Source organism: Brevibacterium spongiae, from assembly GCF_026168515.1.
GTDB lineage: Bacteria > Actinomycetota > Actinomycetes > Actinomycetales > Brevibacteriaceae > Brevibacterium > Brevibacterium spongiae.
The window spans coordinates 1,802,358-1,823,148 of record NZ_CP093443.1 but is presented as its reverse complement, the minus strand read 5'-3'; the positions used below and the strand labels follow the sequence as shown (position 1 = coordinate 1,823,148).

The following is a 20,791-nucleotide window of genomic DNA, read 5'->3' as shown; positions in this document are numbered from 1 at the left end:
CCGGTTCGACAATGACGCAAGGGGCGAACCGCGTAAACGCGGTTCGCCCCTTCGTGCGTCAGTACCCGGTCAGCTCGGCGTTGAGTGTGCTCTGCACTCTGCCGACGCAGTGGCCGAGACCGACCGTGGTGGCCGGTTCAGGCCTTGTGGTAGCTGGTTCAGGCCTGGTCGCGGCCCGTTCAGGCCTTGACGAGCTCGAGTTCGAGTTCGATCTTGATCTTGTCGGAGACGAGGAGCTCGCCACCGCCCAGAACGGCGTCGAAGGACATTCCGAAGTCCTTGCGGTTGACCGTGGCGGTTGCCGAGAGGCCGGCGACCTGATTTCCGTTGGGGTCGGTGGCGGCGCCGCCGAACTCGGTCTTGAAGGCGACTTCCTTGGTCACGCCGCGCATGGTCAGTTCGCCGACGGTCTCGAACTCTTCGGAATCGGAGGCCTTGATCTCGGTGGACTTGAAGGTGAGCTTGGGGTGCTCCTCGGCGAGGAAGAAGTCACCGCTCTTCAGGTGACCGTCACGCTGCTCCTGGCGAGTGGTGATCGAGTCGACGACAGCCTCAGCAGAGACCGAGCTGTCTTCGAGAGTCTCGGCGACGTTGACGCTGCCGCCGATCTCTTCGAAGAGGCCCCGGACCTTCGAAACGCCTGCGTGGCGTGCAGTGAAGGTGAACTCCGAGTGGATGGGGTCGATGTTCCAGGTTCCGGCGGTGAGTCCCTGAGGCAGTGCAGTCATGATGTCTCCTTTTGGTTGAAATTTGAAGTACAAGAATGACTATAGTTCAACTTTCAACCATGCGCAAGCCCTGCGGATGAATAGCAAGTGACCATGTGGCGGAGGTCACCTGTATTCGGTTTGGCCGCCAGGTAACCCCTCGTGTAGAGTTAAGAACACGCCGCGGGGTGGAGCAGTTCGGTAGCTCGCCGGGCTCATAACCCGGAGGTCGAGGGTTCAAATCCCTCCCCCGCCACGAAAGCGGCAGAACCCCCAGTCAGTTCATCTGGCTGGGGGTTCTTCTCATTCAACAACGCCTCAACTCCGGGTTATAAGGGATGTATGCCCGGTGCTCCCCTCGATGCTGTGACCACTGAAGCCCTCCGCGCCCGATCTTTTGCGTTCGACGGCCGGCCCGGACTCTCTTTCGCCCCGCGCCTGCAGCGCATCCATCATGCTCACCTGAGCTTCATACCGTTGGCGGAAGCCCCTACCCTCAGCGGCTCCTCCTACAGGCGCCCCGGCATCCCGCACCGTCAGCGGCAATTCCATCCGTTGCACCGGGGTGTTCTGCGGGCAACGGTGTCGGATGCTTCGGTCACAGCAGCGGACAGCACCCGGAGCGGCCGCTCACTGGTCTGCCGGCGGAGGACCCCGGGGACGACGAACGCCCCTGGGCGGTCCCAGGGGCGTTCGCATCAGTCGGTGCAGACTCTAGTTGCCCGAGTCGCCTCCGTTGTCGGCAGGCTCCGAAGCCGGGGCGGAGGAATCGCTGCTCGCTCCGTCCTCAGCGATCGAAGGATCAGCCTCAACCGCGTCATCGATCGCATTCTTCAGGCGTTCCTGGGCCTTTCCGTACTCCGCGAAGTCGCCGTCCTTCAGCGCTGCGTCGGAGTCCTCCATGGCCTTCCGGGCTTCCTGCAGCGCATCGTTGAGCGCCTTGTCTCCCGAGCCGGAGCCTCCCGACTTATCATCCGAGCTGGACGATGCACCGGACTGGCCGTCTTCGCTCTCTTCAGTGCCGGCATCTCCGGCGGTCGCACCGGAGTCGCCGCCGAACACCTGGTCGAGCGCCTCGTCGAGGGTCGGCGCGAAGCCGATGTCCTCACCGAAAGCGACGAGCACGTGCTGGAGCAGCGGGTAGGAGGTCTCGCCGGCCGACCGGACGTAGACCGGCTGCACGTAGAGCAGACCGCCGCCGATGGGCAAGGTCAGCAGGTTGCCGTTCTCTACCTCGGACTCGCCCTGACGCAGCAGGTTGAGGCTGCGCTGGACGTCGGGCGCGGTGTTGAAGTTGTTCTGCGCCTGGCCCGGTCCGGGCACCGTCGTATTGCGCGGAAGCTGCAGCAGCCTGAGCTTGCCGTAGCCTTCGGCGGTCTCACCCTTCTTGTTGCCTGCGTCGGCGTCGGCCGACAGGAATCCGGTGAGGTTGTTGCGCGACTGTCCCTCGGACGAACGAGCAGGGATGTAGGAGCTCGTCAGCGAGAAGGACGGTGACTGCTGACCAGGCATCTGCAGCGTCATGTAGAACGGAGGCTGCGTCAGTCCGCTGCTGGCCTTCTTCGTCGGGTCCGTCGGCAGGGCCCAGAAGTCCTGTCCGGTGTAGAACTCGCTTGCCGTGCTCACGTGATACTTCGTGAGCAGATCGCGCTGAACCTTGAACATGTCCTCCGGGTAGCGGACGTGGCTCATCAGGTCGCCGGACATCTCCGAGGAGGACTTGATGAGACCGGGGAAGACCTTCATCCAGGTTTTGAGGACCGGATCTTCCTTGTCCCACTGATACATGTCGACCGAGCCGTCGTAGGCATCGACGGTGACCTTCACGGAGTTCCGGATGTAGTTGACCTCGTCATCGGGCAAGGTGGCCACGTTGTTCGGAGCCGTCGCCGTGGTCGAGTCCTCGGTGGCCTGCTGGAGAGGCTGCGGTGTCGAATACGGGTAGTCCTCTGCCGTCGTGTAGGCATCGAGGATCCATTTGATCTTGCCATCGACGACGGCCGGGTACGGATCGCCGTCGACCTTGAGGAACGGAGCGAGCTTCTCCACACGCTCACGCGGGTGACGCTCGTAGAGGATCTGAGATTCCTCGTTGAGCGCGTCAGAGAGCAGAATCTGCTCGTCCTGGAACTTCAGTGCGTAGGCCAAACGGTTGAACAGATTGCCCACCGAGGGGCCGCCTTCACCGGTGAAGGTGCTGTTGACCTGACCGGAGCCTTCCTTCTCGTCAGAGGGGTAGTCGAGCTCGCGCGGAGTCGCACCCTTCGGAGCGCCGACGATCGAGTAGTCAGGTGACGATTCACCGAAGTAGACACGCGGTTCGTACTCTGGGAAGTCGCCCTTCGGCGGGATGTCCGACTCCATGAACGTCGGTTCTCCGTCGGGATTGCGCTGGTTGCCGTTGGCCGCGACCACACCGAAACCGTGGGTGTAGACGATCGCGCGGTTGAACCAGCTCTGGTTGTTCACCGAGCTCGGAGCGAGCTCGCGCACAGAGATGACAGTGTCGCGCATTTCGCCGTCGATGTTGTAGCGGTCGACGTCGAGCTTCTGCGGGAATGAGTAGTACGGTCGCACCTGCTGCAGCTGACGGAACGTATCGGAGACGAGGTTCGGGTCGAGCAGTCGGATCGATGCCGCGGTCTCTGCGTCCTTGCGCAGAGCGCCCTTCTTGCCCGAGGTGCTCGGCTCGTAGGGCGTCACCTCGATATCGTCGAAGTCGAAGGCATCGCGGGTGGCGTCGATGTTGTGCTGGATGTAATCCGACTCCAGGCTCTGCTGCGACGGGTTGACCTGGAACTGCTGGATCAGCGCCGGGTAGGCGATGATCGAGACCCCGCCGAGGACGATGAGCGTGAGCGTGGCGATGATCGAGATCCGCCAGTTGCCCTTCCACGCGGTGTAGACGAACAGCAGCGCGACCAGCACTGCGGCGACCGCGACGATCGCCATCGCCGGAAGTGCCGCATGATCATCGACATAGGTGACACCGGGGACGATCCCGCCGGCCGCCGTCATGCGATCGTAGCGAGCCAGCCACAGACGCCCAGCCTGCACGATGACGAGCAGGGCCACCGTGATGCCCAGCTGCCACTGAGCCGTCTTCGTCAGGATCACGCCTTTGTTCTCCCCCGGACGGATTCCGCCGAAGAGGTAGTGGGCCACGACCGCTGCGATGAGCGAGAGCAGCAGAACCATGCCGAGCTGATTGCCGATGAGGCGCAGCCCCGGCAGAACGAACACGAAGAACGACTTGTCGAGTCCGAACTGCGGATCGGTCGAGCCGAAGGAAGTGGAGTTGATCCATTCGAGGACCGTGTTCCAGTTCGCCGAGGCGGTGATGCCCGCAAGCGCACCGACGACGGCGGGAATCGCGATCGTCGCGACCCGGCGCAGCGGTTCGATGGCCTCACGGTAGCGGTCGAGGTTCTCCTGCCGCGGTGTCGTCGGAGCATAGACCGGGCGGTTGCGGTAGGCCAGGTGAAGGCTGAACCACACCGGCACGGCCATGAGGATGAACCCGGCGATGAATGTCAGTCCGCGGGTGACCCACACGGTGCGGAAGACCTGCGAGGCATCGATCTGACGGAACCACAGCACCTCGGTGTAGACCTGGGTGAAGGAGATGAAGGCGACCAGCAGGATCGCCACTGATACGAGGGTGAGCAGCAGCGGCGAACGTCTGGGCCGATTCGCCGGCATGCGTGCGGAGGTGGGTGAGGACGAGGTGCTCACTACTGCCCTTTCTCATTGTTGTCGGCACCATCGGCAGGACACTTCGGAAGGTCCGAAGTGTTGCCGGCGGCGTACTGCTCCACAGTGGTCTGCGCGTCATCGAGAGTGTCGATGCGCGCCACCGTGATCTTGGATTGGTCTGCAGCGGAGAGGACCTCCGCACAGTTGTCGGCGGGCGAAAGGAACAGCGTTGCTCCCTTCTCAGTGGCGGCAGCCACCTTCTGGCGGGCACCGCCGATCGGGCCGACCGTTCCGTCAGGGGTGATCTCCCCGGTGCCGGCCACATGCTTGCCGCCGGTCATCGCTCCGGGGGTGAGCTCATCGATGATAGCCAGAGCGAACATCGTCCCCGCCGAGGGGCCGCCGACGCCGTCGACGTTGAACTTCACGTCGACGGGGAATTCGAAGTCCTGCTTCATGGTGACGCCGATGGCTTTGTTGCCGTCGATGTCACCCGGAGTCAGAGAGATGTCCTCGGACTTGCCATCACGGTCGATAGTGACATCGACGGTGTTCGACTCTCGCACTGTCGCGCTCATGATCTGAGCGGCGTCCGGATCGGAGTCGAGTTTCTTGCCGTTGACCGACATGAGTCGGTCGCCTTTGCGCAGCTTGCCTTCGGCCGGCGACTTCGCCACGACGTCGTCGACGAGCAGATGCACGGAATAGGGTTTGTCCAGCTGCTCCATGGCTGCGGCGACCGCGACGTCCTGGCTCGAGGACATCTCCACGGCGTTCGACGCGGTCACATCGTCGCGAGTCGTGTCGAGCGGGTAGTAGGCCTCGGTGGGGATCACAGTCTCTTTGCCGTTGAGCAGCGCACCGAGGGCCTGGGATGCGAAGGTGTCGCGTCCCGGTCCGCCGCTGACGGCGACAGTGAGCATATCGATGCGTCCGTCTGTCGGGTACGTCTTCGCTCCCGAGACACTGATCATCGGGTCGCCCTGGTAGTCGCCGAGAGTGTTGAAAACCGGTCCCGGCAGCTGAAGCATGTACGGGACCGGCAGCAGAACGGCCAATGCGATGAAGACGTAGGTGAGGACACCCGAAGTCGCGGCCAGACGTGGAGTCCGTCGGCGTCTGGTGCCGCGAGGTGGTTCCGCTGGCACCGGCACGGCCCGAGGGGCGTTCTCTGTCATGTATTCCTTTCACTGCACCGCCCCACCAGTCTAGTTGAAACCTGGGGGTCCGATTCACAGACTCCTTTCGCCCGGTGCGAACATCCTGCGAAACCTCGACGAATTGGGAAGCTTCGCACATTCGGAACCGTTAACGTGGGTGTCAAACCAATTCATGGGGGCTGTAGAACAATGACCGATGACAACAACAACGAGCAGAATCCGTTCGAGCAGATCTTCGGAATGCTCTTCGGCGCCAATGGTCCCGGTGCCGGTCAGGGCGATGACAAGAACGAGTCGGGAATGCCGCAGGGCTTCCAGATCGATCCGGCCATGATGTCGACGATCATGAATCAGATGCAGGGACTGTTCGGCCAGGGCGCCGACTCGCAGGCGCAGGCGGTGTCGATCGCCCAGAAGGCCGTGCCGACCCCCGACCCTGCGGTCACCGATGACGCCGAACGAGCCACCGCCGATGCCTTCCGCTTGGCGGAGCTGTGGCTGGCCGAGGTCACTGACTTCTCCGTCGCCAATCGCTCCGCCCGTCCGCTGCGCCGTGCCGACTGGGTGAAGGAGACGATGCCCGGGTGGCAGAAGTTCGTTCTGCCGATCAAAGAGAACATGTCGAGCGCACTGACCGAGACTCTCGAGTCGCAGGTGCCGGCGGAGATGAAGGGCATCCTCGCCGGAGCCTCATCGATGTTCGGATCGATGAGCGATTCGATGTTCGCCATGCAGATCGGCCAGGCCGTCGGCGCACTCTCCGAGAGCGTCCTCACCGGCACCGAGGTGGGACTCCCCCTGCTCCCACACGACTCCGCCGTCCTCGTAGAGACCAATGTGTCATCCTTCGCCGCCGATCTCGACGTCGATGTCTCCGAAGTGCGCATCTACCTCGCTGCTCAGGAGCTCGCCCACCTCGCCCTGTTCGAACGCGCTCCGTGGCTGAGCGCCCAGGTCGAGACCGCACTGACCCGGTATGCGCAGGGACTCAAGGTCGACACCTCACAGATCGAGGACATGGCGACGAACATCGATCCCTCGAACATCTCCGACCTCAGCGACAACATCCGCCAGGGTCTGTTCAATCCGCCGACGACGGAAGACCAGAAGAAGGCACTGACCTCTCTGGAGAACCTGCTCGCCGTCATCGCTGGGTGGGTCGACGTCGTCGTCTACGAAGCGTGCAAGCATCTTCCCGGTCGTGACCAGATCAGAGAAGCGCTGCGCCGTCGTCGGGCGACTGCGGGACCGGCGGAGAAGACGTTCTCCACACTCGTCGGCCTTGAGTTCAATCCCCGCCGCCTGCGTGACGCCGCTGCACTGTTCGCCTACCTCGAGACCCAAGGCGGCGCCGAGTCCAGGGACAAGGTGTTCTCTCACCCCGACCTGCTGCCGACGACGCAGGACCTCGATGACCCCCTCGGATATTCCGAGCGTCGTCACGCCGAGTGGACCAATGAGTCGAGCATCGACGAAGCTCTCAGCCGAATCCTCGCCGAAGGTCTCGACGGTGCCGGTGGCACCGATGAAGCCGGACCGGAGTCCCCGAGCTCCGAAGCGGACTCCGCCGCCGACAATGATTCCGAGACGGATTCGAGCACAGGATCGGACGCGGGCGATGACGACTCCGACTCCTCCGACGATCGCTGAATGATCGATCTCGAAACGGCCCGCGGGGAAGTCTTCCAGGCTCCCTCCGGGCCGTTCTCTGCAGACTTCGTCGACCTCTTCGGTCGGCTGGGGGCGAACTCTCTGCGCCGTGACGGAGGACCCCACCACGTCACTGCCAGTTGTCTTGTCGTCGACCCCGACACCGAGTCTGTCCTGCTCAATCACCACCGCAAGGCTGGGCTGTGGGGTCAGTTCGGCGGCCATCTCGAACCCGAGGATGAGTCAGTGCGTGCCGCCGCCCGCCGAGAGGCCGAGGAAGAGAGCGGCCTGCAACCGCTCTCCGTCTCCCCCGCTCCCATCGACCTGCACGTCCATGATCTGTCATCGGCGTTCGGCAGCTGCACGCGGCATTTCGATGTCGTCTTCGCCGCATACGCTTCGGTGAAGGCTGTCCCGAGTGTGTCCTCGGAGTCTCTCGACGTCGCCTGGTTCTCCCTGCAGGATCTGCCGGCAGCGCTCATGCCGGACCTGCCCGCACGCCTCCCGGGCCTCTACAGCGCTGCGCTCCGGGCTCTCAGCGCCCGTCGCTGACGCGTCCCAGGATCTCGGCTGACTCGGTGTCTCAGCCCCTGCGAGCGAATCGCTCGCCGTCGCTGAAGCCTTCGAGATAGAGCTTCGCGTCCGCCTGCCTGGGGTGCCTGTTCGCCAAGGTGTGGAACTCCTTCGAATGGGGACCGATCTGCAGATGAACGAGTTCGTGCACGACCACCGTCTCAAGCACCCAGCGCGGCACGGCCTGCAAGCGGTGAGAGATGCGAATATCTCCGGTCGAGGTAGTCGTCGAGGCCCACCTGCTGAGATTCTGGTTCGTCACCCACCGAATCGACGCCGGGCGGAACCGTCCTGCGAAGTAGCGTCGGCTCATTTCGTCGGCCAGTTCGACGAGATCGGCCGCAGAGGAGTGATCGCGCGCGGAGAGACGATTGAACAGGTCCGTCAGGGACCGGATGTTGTTCTCGACGCTGTAGCGCACAGGAGTGCGCAGCACATAGGTCTCGATCTCCTTCGACACGGCGACGGTCTTCTTGCGTTTGGCCGATCGGCGCACTTCGATCTCACCGCGGGCAATCGCCCGCAGGACCTCTTCTTCGCTCCACCGCTGTCCTCTGGTCACTGCTCCATCATAGGAAACGCCACTGACGCAGACCCGCGCGGCCCTGTACCCCGCTCCTCAGTTTGTGAGTTTCCTGAGTATCGGGGATCTTCTGCCCTCGATTCGGTCGTCCACAGCCGCCTCGGGGACCCGATCGCGCCTCAGCGCGGAGTTGCCACCGCCCGATGGATGGCTTATCAACAGCTCCGCCCACCTTCAAGGCACCTTTCCTCCACAGCCTGACTGGCGATTCCCACAGGTTATCCACAGGCTGTTGACGTGTCTGTGCATGACCGTCCATTGACGCGACGCCGAATGCGGAATAAGTTCTATGCTTGACCCCGGAAAACCCGAAGATGCGTGCGGAAGGGGAAGCCGCACGAGTCTTCGCGAGCGCCTGGGGCATCATGCGGTTGAGGGCAAGCCCGAACACGTCTTCCGGCTTGTCCTCAACCGTTTCCCACAGGGTTATCCACAGTTTCGTCTCTGCCATGGCTATTCGTCGCTCGCTTCACTACCGTGGAAGTCCAGTGAGTTGCCGAGGCGAGGATGCCGAGATGTTCAGGATCTTTCCCAGTGTTCCCATCACATGGCGTTCGTCCTCCTGTGTTCAGTTCGGCGCCGAAGACCCCGTGCTCATCGACGGACTCCTTCCGGCCGATGTCAGCCTCATCGAGGATCTGCGGCTGGGCATCGGCTCCGCCCAGTACTATTCGCGCGCCCAAGAGCTCGGAGCTGATCTCAGTCGGGCCGGTTCCCTCATCACACTGCTCAGCGAAGGAGGTGTGCTCATCCCTGAAGGGGCGGACTCCGGTGTCGTGCGGAAGGGTTCGCCCGTCTTCGCCGCCGCGCGTGCCTTCGGCCTGTCCCCCGATCGGGTCTCCCGAATCCTCGGGTCCCGCCCGGTGCTGGTCACCGGTCCGCTGCGCGCTCAAACCGAGGGACAGCTGGCCGCCATCGGCTTCGCTGTCTCCTCGGCCCGACGCATCGAGGAGCTGGATCCGATGAACGCTCCGCTCGTCATCTGCAGTTCGCATCTGGTGCCGGATCTCCATGCGTCCATGTGGTTGAACGACCGTGAGATCGACCATTGTCAGGTGGTCCTCGGTGAGCAGACTGTGGAGATCACCGGGCTCATCCGTCCAGGTCGAACCCCGTGCACTATGTGCTCCTGCCTGCACCGCAAGGACAGTGATAACGGATGGTTGGACCAATATCCGCTCCTCCAGGCTCTGCCGGATCGGGAAGACCTGTGCGATCCGGCCGCACGAATCCTTGGTTCGGCACATGTCGTCCAACTGCTCCGACAGTCTCTTCTGCGTCCTGAGCTCGCGCCGGTGGCCCGAATCGTATCGGTCGAGACAGGAGAGCTCGAGGAGCAGGGTCTGACATTTCACGACCGCTGTCGATGTCGGGCGCCTGTGCCCGACTTCGGCTCACTCGGAGAGCAGGCTCAATAGTGCCTTGCCGTACAGTTCGAGTTTCGTCGCTCCGACACCAGGGACTCGGGCGAGTTCTGCCAGGTCACGCGGACGGACTTCAGCGATGACCGACAATGAGGTGTCGGTGAGCACCAGGTAGGGCGGGAGCCCCTGTTCCATCCCGACCCTGACTCTCCATTGCCTGAGGCGGTCGAGAAGGTCGAGGTCGACCTCTGCGGGACAGTCCGAGCACCGTCCCACGGACCGGTCCACCTGCGACACCAATGCTCGTCCGCACCGACGGCAGCGGTTGAGCGTCGCCGACTTCGCAGTTCTGCTTCCATCGCCCATGGTGTGGTCGACCTGCCCGAGTTCGGAGAGGAACCGGGAGGATTGACGAGGCCTCTGCTTCGACTCGAAGCGGGCCAACGACCAGCTCATCCGCAGCTCCCTGCCGGCTCGTGTCAGCGCCACATAGAACAGGCGCCGCTCCTCGGCGATCGCCCTCGGCGTCTGCGCATAGCTGATCGGCAGCAGTCCCTCGCTGAGACCGACCAAGTGGACGCTGTCCCATTCCAGGCCCTTGGCCGCGTGGAAGGACGCCAAGGTGACTCCTTCGATATCGGGGGCGAATTGATGTTCGGCCCGATCGGCCAGATCGTCGATGAAAGTCGCCATCGGCACGGGCAGCTCCTGGCCTGCTTGGTGCTCTTCGGCGAGATCGACGAGTGCTTTGAGTGACTCCCACCGCTGACGGCTCGCACCAGGACCGGGTGGTTCTCGGGTGAAGCCCAGTGAACCGAGCACCTCCATGACTGCTTCGGGCAGTCGCTGTCCGCTCGAGGTCGCCCGAGCGGCTTTGAGCATGAGGACCGCTTCCTTGACTTCCTTGCGCGCGAAGAAGCGTTCGCCTCCGCGTAGGACGTAGGGGATTCCCGCAGCGGCCAGAGCCTGCTCGTAGGCGGGACTCTGCCCGTTCGTGCGGAAGAGCACCGCGATATTGCGGGGGCGGCGTCCCGCCCGGATCTCAGCGGAGATCGCTTGGACGACACCGGTCGCTTCGGCCTCGTCGCTCGGGTATTCGGCCATGCTCGGCGGCCTGCCGTCGGGATTGTCCGTGCGCAGAGTCAGAGCGGTCTTCGCAGTGTGCCTGAGCAGACTGTTCGCGGTCGCCACAATCGACTTCGACGACCTGTAGTTGCGCACCAGCCGGATCGTCCTGGCTTCGGGCATCGCGGTGCCCAAAGTACCGAGCAGGCTCGCATCGGCCCCGGCGAACGAATAGATCGTCTGTGCGGGGTCGCCGACCACGCACAGATTGTCTCGTGGGCCCAACCATCGGGAGAGCACATCGAACTGCAGCGGAGAGACGTCCTGGAACTCGTCGACGACGAAGTGTCGGTACTGATCACGGATCTCCGCAGCGATCGCGGGATATTCGGCCAGGACACCCGAGAGGACGAGCAGCACATCGTCGAAGTCGAGCAGGCGTCCGCGAGTCTTCGCTTCGCCGTAGGCTTCGAAGATGCGAACCATATCGTCGACGTGCAGCTGACCGGGCAGGTCACGGGCGGCGGCCTTCGTCGCATAGTCCTCGACGCCGAGCAGCGACGCTGCGGCGAACTCGATCTCCGAGGCCACGTCTCTCGTCAGTTCCCGGCTGGTCTCCATACCGAGACTCTGCATCACCGAACCGATGATGCCGGCCTTGTTGTCGATGATCCGAGGAAAGTCGCCGTCGGCGAACCGGTCCCAGAAGAAGCGCAGCTGGCGAAGCGCCGCCGAGTGGAAGGTGCGAGCCTGCACCGCGGGCACCCCGAGGCCGCGCAGCCGTGACCGCATCTCACCGGCCGCCTTCGCGGTGAATGTCAGTGCGAGGACGTGGTTGGGAGGGAACACCTCGGTGGCGATTCCGTAGGCGATGCGATGTGTCATGGCGCGAGTCTTGCCCGTGCCGGCACCGGCGAGCACGATCACCGGGGAGTCGAAGTGAGTGGCGACTTCACGCTGCTCCTCGTCCAGGGCCTCCAAGAGGGCCGTGGCCGAAGCATTCATCCGTTGTCCAACCAGCTGTGCAGAAGCTGCCCGGCGATGGAGATCGTCGAGGGGGCACGGACCGTCTTATCGGCGATGGCTGCGCGCAGTTCGTCGCGGGTGAACCAGCGCAGCGAAGCGATCTCGGCTTCGTCCGCGGCGAATTCCCGGCTCGGTGCCTCTGCGGAGAAGCCGAGCATGAGCGAACAGGGGAACGGCCAGGGCTGAGAGCCGAGGTACCGCGGGGCCGTGACCTCGAGGTGAGCTTCCTCCCAGATCTCACGGATCACCGCATGTTCGAGCGTCTCCCCCGGTTCGACGAATCCGGCCAGGAGCGAATACCGGTCGGCTTCCCATGCGGCGTTGTTGCCCAGCAGCACCCGTTCGACCCCGTCTTCATCCGTGTTGACGATGACGACGATGACAGCCGGGTCGGTGCGGGGAAAGTGTTCGCTCCCGTCCTCCGGATCCCGACGCACCCACCCGCCCAGGGCCGGTACTGTCGGAGTGCCGGTGCGCGGAGAGAACTGGTGAGCCCGATGCCAGTTGCCGACGCCGACGACCTCGACGGCCAGCGACACCTGCACTTCGTCGAGCGTCTCGGCCAAGTGCCGCAGCGGCAGCCACACCGGCTCCGAGCTGTCGAGGCCCTCCCCCGGTGCGGTGAGAAGGTCGCTGGCATCGCGGGCACGAGAGGTCTCCAGGACGGAGTCGAGGCGGCTGCGCCCCTCATCGTCCAAGGACACCCCGATATACCGGATGCCTTCAGGATCCCGCCCGAGATAGATCTCCGTCTGCCCTGCCGGCACCAGGGTGCGGTCGCCGAGGAAGAGTCCGCCGGCAGCCACGAGCAGACTGCCGCGATGTTCGAAGACCGGCACGGCTCCCGCCGCCCAGATCTCGCGCAGATCTCCGTCCGCACCTCGGGTGAGGTGGTCGCGATCGATTCCGTGACGGGCGAGGCTGGTCGGCTCCACGAAGGGCAAGGGCTTCATGTCGTCCACGATAACGCAATGCTCTGACACCGACGGCCGAGTCCTCAGACGATGGCAGACACGCTCGACGGCGAGTCCCGTGTCTCAGCGGGAGGCAGACGGTAGATTGGGAAAGGTGGATACCAAGGCGCTCAAGTTGGCTGCGATCGCGTCGACGATGCTCGACGGCTTCGCCCCGACGAAATGGACACCCCTGCCGCCCCTCGACGCCGGAGTCCGGGTGCTCCTCGGCGATGACCGGCAGGAGCTCGTCGCGACGGCCCAGACCCAGCTCGACCGCACGGCGGACATCGGTTCCGCCGCCGAGGCGGGGCGCATCTACGATTCCATGTACCCGCATGCCGGCTTCACCTGGCCGCACCTGCGCGCCATCACCGAGGTGGAGGCTGAGTACTTCGAGACCTCGACACCGACGACGGTGACCTTGGTCGATCCTCTGCCCGGGGCGCCGCTGGGCGATGTGCCCATCGCCGATACGGCCCGAGCGAGCTCTCTCGCACAAGCGCTGGCGACCGTGCATTCAGCGGCTCCGGAACCGGTGTCCGAGGCCGGTTTCCCTGTCGAGGATCCATCACGTTCGCAGTTCCTCATCCTGGAGCGACTCGATCAGGCGGCGAGCACCGGACGGGTGCCCGCAGCACTGCTCCAGCATTGGGAAGAGGAGTTCGAGAAGGTGGCCCTCTGGCATTTCCTGGCCACACCGATCCATGGCTCCATCGATGAGTCGAGCGTCTACACGGATCAGGAGCGAGTGCTGGCTCTGTCCGAGATCGGCCGACTGCGTGTCGCTGATCCCGCGATCGACCTGGCGGCAGCCTCGGCGCTCATCGACCCGGCCGCATTGCCGACGTTCTATGAGGAGTACCGCAACTCCCGTCCCCGTGCCGACGACCATGTCATCGCACGCGCCGAGCTGCTCGCCGAGTTCGCGGTCCTCGACTGGCTGCTCGAAGCCGTCGACTCCGGGGACGAAGCCGCCATTCAAGACGCAGCCGACCTGCTCACCTCGTTCAACGAGGTGCTCTTCGCCGGGCCTGGAGAGCCTGCCGGGCCTGCGGAGTCGGCCGATTCCGGCCGGACCGGAGCCTCCGCGGCGACGGACGAGGGAGTCGCGGACGACACAGCGCCGGCCGCTGGATCCGAGGCAGCCGAGAACGCGGACGAACCGAATGTCGAAGCCGCCATCACCGAACACGAACCTGCCGCTGTGTTCATCCCCCACGCACGGCCGACCGGGTCGACGCCTGACGACGCCACAGACTCCGATTCCATACCGGGATCCGGTGTCAGCACCGAACCCACCTCGGGTTCGGACGACGGTGACGAAACCGGACCGATCTCACGGTCGAACCGCTCCTGATCCGCTGCGGGTCTGCCCTGCCTTCGAGGGGACCTGTCCGACCCTTGAGCGGGTGACCGGCAGCACGGTGTGGATCAGCGAAGGTCGTTGGCTTCCAGCCACTGGATCACTTCGTCCTCGTCGGGCAGCTCGGTGAAGCGCACGACGTCGTCGCTGCCGACGAAATAGAACGTCCCGGTCACCTCGGTGATCTGCGGATGAGCGCGCAGGATCGCGAAGCGGTAGAGAGCGAGCTGCCACTTCATCACTTCGAGCACGTCCCCATCGGGCTTCTTCGACGTCTTCCAGTCGACGACCTCGGCATGGCCGTCGGTGATGAAGACGGCGTCGATCTTTCCCGGCACCCGGAACCGTCCGAGGATGAGTTCGAAGGACATTTCGACGTGGTCTGCGCGTCGAGTGGCGAACTCCGAGGCGAGGAAAGTGGCCTGCAGCCGTTCGATCGTGGCGGCATCGATCGGGCGAGTCGCGTTGTCTTCATCGATGTCGATGCTGGACTGGCCGAAGTGCTGCTCGACCCAGGAGTGGAAGTTCGTGCCGATCTCCGCCGCCCGGCTCGGCGGGGTGGGAATCGGGCGCAGCACCTGCGTGCGGAACTTCTGCGGGTCTCGTCTCCAGGAGACCAGAGCGGTCGCCGACAGTCGGTCGGGCATGCCGGCTGCAAGGCTCGACTCCGGTCGGGAACCGATCCGCAGCGCTTGTGCAGCGTAGTCGCCGACGTCGCCCGGAGCCTCGGCGAGGGTCTCCAAGCTGACCTCGAGACTGGTCTCGACCCAGTCGGCGGCCTGTTGGGCCGCTGCTACCTGACGTGTGCGAGGAACCGGCCATTCGGTGGTTTCGATCCGATCTTCCGCGGACTCATCAGCCGGCTCCGGGATATCGACCGTCAGTCCCAGCGCTTCGACCGCCTCTGTGAGGAACGGCGAGAGCTCATCGGGTTCTGTCCGGGCACCCATCAGTTCCGCACCGAGCCACAGGTGGCGTTTGGCGCGGGTGAAGGCGACATAGGCCAGTCGTCGCTCCTCGGCCACATGCGCATCGGCGATATGTGGGCGGATGAAGTCTGCGATCCATTCGTCGAGTGCCTTCTTCGTGTCGAATTGTGCGTCCCTCAGATCGAAGTCGACGAGGTGTGCCCGGTCTCCCCGCAGCGGGTAGGGCAGCGCGGTGCGGTCCATCCAGCCTTCTTTGTCCCGCGGTTCCGTCGGAAAGTCTTTGACCACCAGTGACGGCACGGCGACTGCGTCGAATTCGAGTCCCTTCGACGCATGCACGGTCATGATGTTGATCGCATCTGCCGCGGCCGTCGGTTCCGCCGTGCTCAGCGCGTCGTGGGCTTCCATGAGGCTCAGCCAGGACAGGAACCCGGTGATCGAGGGGCGGTCGTCGGCGGCCGAATATTGGCTGGCCGCGGACAGGAACGCGTCGAGAGACGATCGGTGCAGGTTGCGCAGCGAATCGCTCAGTCCCCAGACGTCGGAGTCGATGCCGGTTTCCGCCAGGGCGGTGCGGATGATCGAGGAGATGGTGCCGGTGCCCGATCGGACGGTGCGCAGCGCGCGGGCGAGCCGCACCAGCCGCTGCAGCGCCTCGGTGCTCATGCCTGAACTCCGGTAGTCGGCCATCAGTGCCTTGTCGGTCGCCGAACGCGGCCCGTGGTCGAGCACCCGGGCGACCTCGATGAGTTCATCGATGCCTTCGACGATCGTCGCCTGGTCGATGGCTTCGACGATGACGTCGTCGGCATCGGCACCGGTCTCGGCGCGGTCTTCCTGCCGCCGTTCCGTCTGTCTGCGCGTGAAGGTCTGCAGTCCCGCGATATCGCCGGCGCCGAGCCCGAGCATGCGGCCGCTGATGAGACGCATGACTTCGTCCCCGGCCATGGGATCGATCGCGGCGGTGAGGACCGCCCTCACATCGGCGACGAAGGGGTCGCTGAGGAGTCCTGAGGAGCCGTGGACATGGACCGCGAAGCCGGCGGCTTCGAGGGCGGCCGCGACCGGTGGGAAATGGGCGCGTTTGCGGCAGAGCACGGCCTTCGTCGCACCCTCGGGGATGGTGCGGAACCAGTCGGTCAGCGCTCTCAGGCCGTTGCTCAGGTAGTCCGGGTCGTGGGCGCCCGAGCTGATCTCGACACTCACCTCTCCGTCGCCTGCTCCGTCCCGGGCCGACAGCGGGGATTCACGGCTGTCGGTGAGGCCATCGGCGATGCGATTGGCGGCCTGCAGAATCGTGCGGTCGTTTCTCCAACTCGTGCTCAGAGTCAGCGATTGAACGTCGTGGAAGTCTGCGGAGAATCGGAACATGTTGTCGGCACTGGCGCCGCGCCAGCCGTAGATGGCCTGCCGCGGATCGCCGACGGCGGTCACGGCCGTGGAATGGTAGAGGTCACGCAGAAGTTTGAGCTGGGCGACCGAGGTGTCTTGGAACTCGTCGAGCAGGACGATCTTCCACCGGGCCCGTTCGGCTGCGGCGGCCGCCGGGACCTGATCGATGATGCGTTGGGCGAACCGCACCTGGTCGGAGAAGTCCATCGCCAGGTTGCGTCGCTTCGCCCGCATATAGGCGTCGGCCAGACGGGCCGTGCGGATCTTCGCCTCGAGCTTCGCCCGTCGCCCGTTCGGGTCGACGGGTTTGCCTTTGCTCGAGACGAGCGCGGCCAGGCACTGTTCGAGGTACGTGGTGACTTCGTCGACATCGCGTCCGTGGTCGTTCATCGCCCCGGCGAACGCGATGACATCGGAGATCATCGTTTCGCGGGAGAAGCTGCCGGGGATCTCATCTGCGGAAGTGGAATCGATGAGATCCCCGGCGATGGTGTGCGCGGCAGCATCGTCGAGGAGCACCGTTTCGGGTTCGATGCCGATGCTCACCCCGTGTTCGCTGACAATCGAGGCCGCATAGGAGTTGTAGGTCGACACCGTCGGGTTGTCGAGCCCGGGCAGAGACAGCTCTCGTCCCATGCCGAGGTTGTGGCGCAGCCGTGACAGGAGCACGCGGATGCGCCCGCCCAGTTCGCCGACGGCCTTGCGGGTGAAGGTGAGTCCGAGTATCTCCTCCGGTGAGACATGTCCGTTGGCGACCAGCCACACCACGCGTTGGGAGATGACGGTGGTCTTGCCCGATCCGGCACCGGCGGTGACCTTCATCGACTGTGCCGGATCGGCTTCGATGATGACCTGCTGCTCCGGGCTGGGAGGGAACGCTTGGGCAGGGTCGGCCGCAGTCAGTCGTGCCAGCTCCTCGGCGCTGTAGCGCATCAGTTCTCCTCCAGCATCTTCGGACCGATGGCCGGGCAGGACGAACGCACCGGGCAGGATTTGCACTTCTGCTGCTCGACGCGGGCGGGGAAGCTCGCCGCCCGCATCCGGCCGGACACGTCGTCGATGAGTTCACGGGCCCATTTCGGGTTGTCGTCGACGTCGAGGGCCGGCTGCTCGCGGACGGTGCGGGCGGAATTGCGGAGGAAGACGAGTTCGGCGCCGTAGGCCTGCGCATCGAGTTCCCTGTCCTCGCCGACTCTGATGGTGCCGGAGTTGATTGCCTCCTGATACACACCGAGCTGCGCGTGGCGATCCATCTCTTTGCCTGCGACGACGTTGCGTCCCGTCTTGAAATCGACGATGCGCAGTCCTCCGGCGACTTCCTCGACTCGGTCGAGGCGACCGGTCACTTTCCATTGACGTCCGTTCTCATCGACCCCGACAGCGTAGACCTGCGCTTCGACGCCGATGAGGCTGCCGGGAGCGTTCGTGATGTACTCGCCGAGGCGGTCGGCCATTTTCATGGCCACGTCGAATTCGCGTTCGCGCTCCCATTCTGCGTCGAACTCGAGGGAGGAGAATTCCTCTTCGACGAAGCTGCGAATCGCCGAGGTCGGTCCTTCGGGGTAGTTCTCGGCGGCCGCGTGGATGATGGTGCCCAGATTCTGCGCTGTCGAGCTCGCACGGTCTCCGCCGTTGCGGGTGAGGAACCAGCGCAGAGAGCAGTCCGTGAAGGACTCGACCTGTGAAGGTGAGACGCGGACGGTGTCGGAATCGGTGAACAGCGGATCGAATGTGGTGATGTCTTCGGCCTCACGCCAGCTGCTCGGCGCGACGACGGCCGGGCTGGCTGCAGACAGCGCACGCATCAGCTGTGCCCAGCTCTGTGTCTCTGAGTCCGGCGAGGCTGTCGGCTCAGCTGCGGCCGTCTGCAGCAGATGCGCCCTGGCGTGGGCGGCCATCTCCGGCAGGGTCAGCGGCGGCAGCTCGTCCTCGTGGGTGATCGCATAGCCGTCGGCCGCCTCGGTGCCCTTGGCGGTTCCCGCCGCCAGCACGTCGAAGAACGGTGAGGGTTCGGTCTCGGCGTCGGTCACGGCTGTGACGATGACCTGCTGTTGAGCGCGGCTGAGAGCGGTGTAGAAGAGTTCGCCCTCTTCGCGCAGGTTCGTCTTCTTCGCATGCGCGTGGTAACCGGGGTCGGCGGTGACGGTCTCACCTGTGGACAGTACGGATGCGAGGTCGGTTAGTCCGAGGATGCCTCCGCGCAGTTTCGGGTTCGGCCACACCCCCTCGTTGACTTCGGCGATGATGACCAGCGGCACCCGCACGTGAGCCAGGGACGAGGGTGTGCCGACGCGGACATGGTCGGAGAAACCGGCGGTGTCTGCCAGGGAATCCTGGGCGATGTCCTGTTCGGCAACGATTCCGGCGAACGACTTCGCGGTGAAGCCGCCGCGGTCGGCGATCTTCTCCGCCAATGCGAACAGACGCAGCACCGAGTCGAGATAGCCGTTCGTCACTGACTCCGGGTTGTGCAGCGCCTCGGCCTGCCATTTCTCAGCCACACCGGATGCCTCCCAGATCGTCCACAGTGCCTGGTGTGGGTCCTCTGTGCCGACCGCGGCGGCAGCGTGGAGCATACGCGAGACCGTCGCCAGTCCCTGCGGCAACGACTCGTCGATGGGGCTGCGCAGCGCCAGCGCCAAGGAAGCGGTGCTGCTGGGTGCAGGGAATCGACGGCGGACGGTACGGCGGAAGCGGCGGATCTGCACGGGGTCGAGCCGGACGTAGATGCTGCCGGCCAGGGACAGTGCGAGTTCGGCGATGGACTCATCGTCGTCGAAGTCAGGGGTCGTCGACAGCAGCTCCAAAAGCGGAGCGGTGGCCGGGTCGACGTTGAGCGGCTGCATCAGGGTGGCGATCGAGACGCCGGAGGCCCGCAGCTCATTGGCGATCGCCCGAGCACTGTTCGCATTTCTGCAGATGAGTGCGACATCGGACCATGCATGTCCGTCTTCGACGAAGTTCGTGATCCGTCGCGCCAGGTAGCGGGTCCCCGAGGCGCTGCCCTCGAAGACGTGCGTCTCCAGCCGGGACCCACGGGTGAGTTCGGACGACGTCTCCACGGTGGGGTCGGTGGTCTCCTCTGCTGTGGAGTCAGCGGCCGCCTCCGTGGTGAGGTCTGTGGTCGCCGCTGCGGTGGATTCGGTGGTCTCCGCCGTGTTCGCCGGAGTCGCCGTCAGGTCAGCGGGTGCGGCGGCAGGGGCCTGCGCAGGGCGCGGTCTGGGCATATGACCCACTGACCAGCGGGTGGTGATTCGAGCGCCGAACCCGTCGATGACGTCGGCCAGGGCCGGGGCGACGTCCCATTGACGGTCGAGGACGATGTCGTCGAACCCCGAATCCGCAACGGCCCGGTCGATGATGGAAGCGTCGGCTCCGTGGAAACGGCCGGTCACCGTCTCCGGTGTCCCGAAGAGCGCGATCGCGCTGCCGCGATCGCGCAGCTGTTCGAGGATGCCCCAACTGGCGGCAGGGAAATCCTGCACACCGTCGGCGAGCACCACGGTGGGAACCTGATCGGGCGCGAACGACCAGGTTCTGCCCGCGACCGCCTCGGCGGGTTCCCTGAAGATCTCGAAGGCCGCCAACGCGAGCACAGTGGCGGAGTCGACTCCGCCGTAGCCGGGCATGGACATGATGCCGAGGTATTCGTCGAGGATCTCTGCGATGGCTTCCCACCGCGGATCGGGGTTTCGGCTGAGGGCACGAGCCAGAGCCGAGCGACCAAAGTCGAAGACGTGCTCCCCCGCGTGTGCACCGGTCGATGACGCTTCGGGCATCCGGATTCCGAAGTCGAACTCCATCACTCTGTTGAGCGCATCACGGACTTCGGTGCGGAAGGCCGAGGTCGAGCGCACCTCGGCGGTGATCTCCGTGGGCCACGTCGGGCCCAGCGACCGACCGAGTTCATGCCCGGCGAGAAGATCGGCGAGGAAGACGTCCTGGTCTGCACCGGAGATGAACTCCAGGTCCTCACCGGTCCGTGTCGTGTGTGCGGCCCGTGCGATTCCGTAGGCATAGGAGGCGAGGCTGCGGGCAGGGGCGCCGGTGAGCACCGCGTCAGCAGGTGGCCGCAGTCGGTTGCGGAGGACATCGGCATGATCGCGGTCGGGGGTGAGAACGAGAACCGAGGCAGGGTCGACCTGGGTGACCAGATCGGCGTAGACGGTTTCGAGCAGCGTCGTCTTGCCGGTGCCCGGCCGTCCGATGATGTTCAGGCAGCTGCCCGAGAGCAGAGCGCTGCCCATTCGCTCGGTCATCTCATCCATACTCGTATTCCATCACGAGCCGCTGACACGAGAGGATCGACTCTGGCCTCGGCGCGTCG

12 protein-coding genes and 1 tRNA gene are annotated in these 20,791 nt (G+C 64.7%); 5 read left to right on the top strand and 8 right to left on the bottom strand.

Going from position 1 to position 20,791, the window contains the following annotated elements:
- Window positions 1–179: 179 nt before the first annotated feature.
- Window positions 180–728, bottom strand: coding sequence for a YceI family protein (locus L1F31_RS08205; protein WP_265420155.1), 549 nt, complete (start codon window positions 726–728; stop codon window positions 180–182).
- 161 nt (window positions 729–889) lie between these two features.
- On the opposite strand from L1F31_RS08205, the gene L1F31_RS08200 reads away from it, so the two are divergent.
- Window positions 890–963 (top strand) — tRNA-Met (locus L1F31_RS08200).
- Window positions 964–1,421: 458 nt separating this feature from the next.
- Here L1F31_RS08200 and L1F31_RS08195 read toward each other — a convergent pair.
- Window positions 1,422–4,442: a UPF0182 family membrane protein gene (locus L1F31_RS08195; RefSeq protein WP_265420154.1), complete on the bottom strand. Its 3,021-nt coding sequence runs from the start codon at window positions 4,440–4,442 to the stop codon at window positions 1,422–1,424.
- Window positions 4,442–5,581: a YlbL family protein gene (locus L1F31_RS08190; RefSeq protein ID WP_265420153.1), complete on the bottom strand. Its 1,140-nt coding sequence runs from the start codon at window positions 5,579–5,581 to the stop codon at window positions 4,442–4,444. The genes L1F31_RS08195 and L1F31_RS08190 overlap by 1 nt, the downstream gene beginning before the upstream one ends.
- Window positions 5,582–5,752: 171 nt before the next feature.
- On the opposite strand from L1F31_RS08190, the gene L1F31_RS08185 reads away from it, so the two are divergent.
- Window positions 5,753–7,213: a zinc-dependent metalloprotease gene (locus L1F31_RS08185; protein ID WP_265420152.1), complete on the top strand. Its 1,461-nt coding sequence runs from the start codon at window positions 5,753–5,755 to the stop codon at window positions 7,211–7,213.
- On the top strand, window positions 7,214–7,765 hold the full coding sequence (locus L1F31_RS08180; RefSeq protein ID WP_265420151.1) for an NUDIX hydrolase: 552 nt from the start codon (window positions 7,214–7,216) through the stop codon (window positions 7,763–7,765).
- A 31-nt stretch (window positions 7,766–7,796) separates the two neighbouring features.
- Here the strand turns inward: L1F31_RS08180 and L1F31_RS08175 are convergent, their stop codons facing one another.
- Window positions 7,797–8,348 (bottom strand): M48 metallopeptidase family protein, encoded by a 552-nt coding sequence (locus L1F31_RS08175; protein ID WP_265420150.1) that lies wholly within the window; start codon window positions 8,346–8,348, stop codon window positions 7,797–7,799.
- Between the two features lie 536 nt (window positions 8,349–8,884).
- On the opposite strand from L1F31_RS08175, the gene L1F31_RS08170 reads away from it, so the two are divergent.
- Window positions 8,885–9,787 (top strand): hypothetical protein, encoded by a 903-nt coding sequence (locus tag L1F31_RS08170; protein WP_265420149.1) that lies wholly within the window; start codon window positions 8,885–8,887, stop codon window positions 9,785–9,787.
- Here L1F31_RS08170 and L1F31_RS08165 read toward each other — a convergent pair.
- Together L1F31_RS08165 and nudC are read right to left on the bottom strand one after the other, a co-directional pair.
- Window positions 9,764–11,803 (bottom strand): ATP-dependent DNA helicase UvrD2, encoded by a 2,040-nt coding sequence (locus L1F31_RS08165; protein ID WP_265420148.1) that lies wholly within the window; start codon window positions 11,801–11,803, stop codon window positions 9,764–9,766. The two genes, L1F31_RS08170 and L1F31_RS08165, sit on opposite strands and share 24 nt — an antisense overlap.
- Window positions 11,800–12,777 carry an NAD(+) diphosphatase gene (gene nudC, locus L1F31_RS08160; RefSeq protein ID WP_265420147.1) on the bottom strand — a complete coding sequence of 326 codons (978 nt, stop codon included), beginning with the start codon at window positions 12,775–12,777 and terminating at the stop codon, window positions 11,800–11,802. Before nudC ends, L1F31_RS08165 begins: the two co-directional genes overlap by 4 nt.
- Before the next feature lie 115 nt (window positions 12,778–12,892).
- Here nudC and L1F31_RS08155 point away from each other — a divergent pair, with 115 nt between their 5' ends.
- Entirely contained in the window at window positions 12,893–14,137 is a 1,245-nt protein-coding gene (locus L1F31_RS08155) for an aminoglycoside phosphotransferase (RefSeq protein WP_265420146.1), read from the top strand.
- 74 nt (window positions 14,138–14,211) lie between these two features.
- Here L1F31_RS08155 and L1F31_RS08150 read toward each other — a convergent pair whose 3' ends face one another.
- Both L1F31_RS08150 and L1F31_RS08145 read right to left on the bottom strand, forming a co-directional pair.
- Window positions 14,212–17,397 carry an ATP-dependent helicase gene (locus L1F31_RS08150; RefSeq protein WP_265420145.1) on the bottom strand — a complete coding sequence of 1,062 codons (3,186 nt, stop codon included), beginning with the start codon at window positions 17,395–17,397 and terminating at the stop codon, window positions 14,212–14,214.
- Window positions 17,397–20,732 (bottom strand): UrvD/REP family ATP-dependent DNA helicase, encoded by a 3,336-nt coding sequence (locus tag L1F31_RS08145; RefSeq protein WP_265420144.1) that lies wholly within the window; start codon window positions 20,730–20,732, stop codon window positions 17,397–17,399. Before L1F31_RS08145 ends, L1F31_RS08150 begins: the two co-directional genes overlap by 1 nt.
- Window positions 20,733–20,791 lie beyond the last annotated feature (59 nt).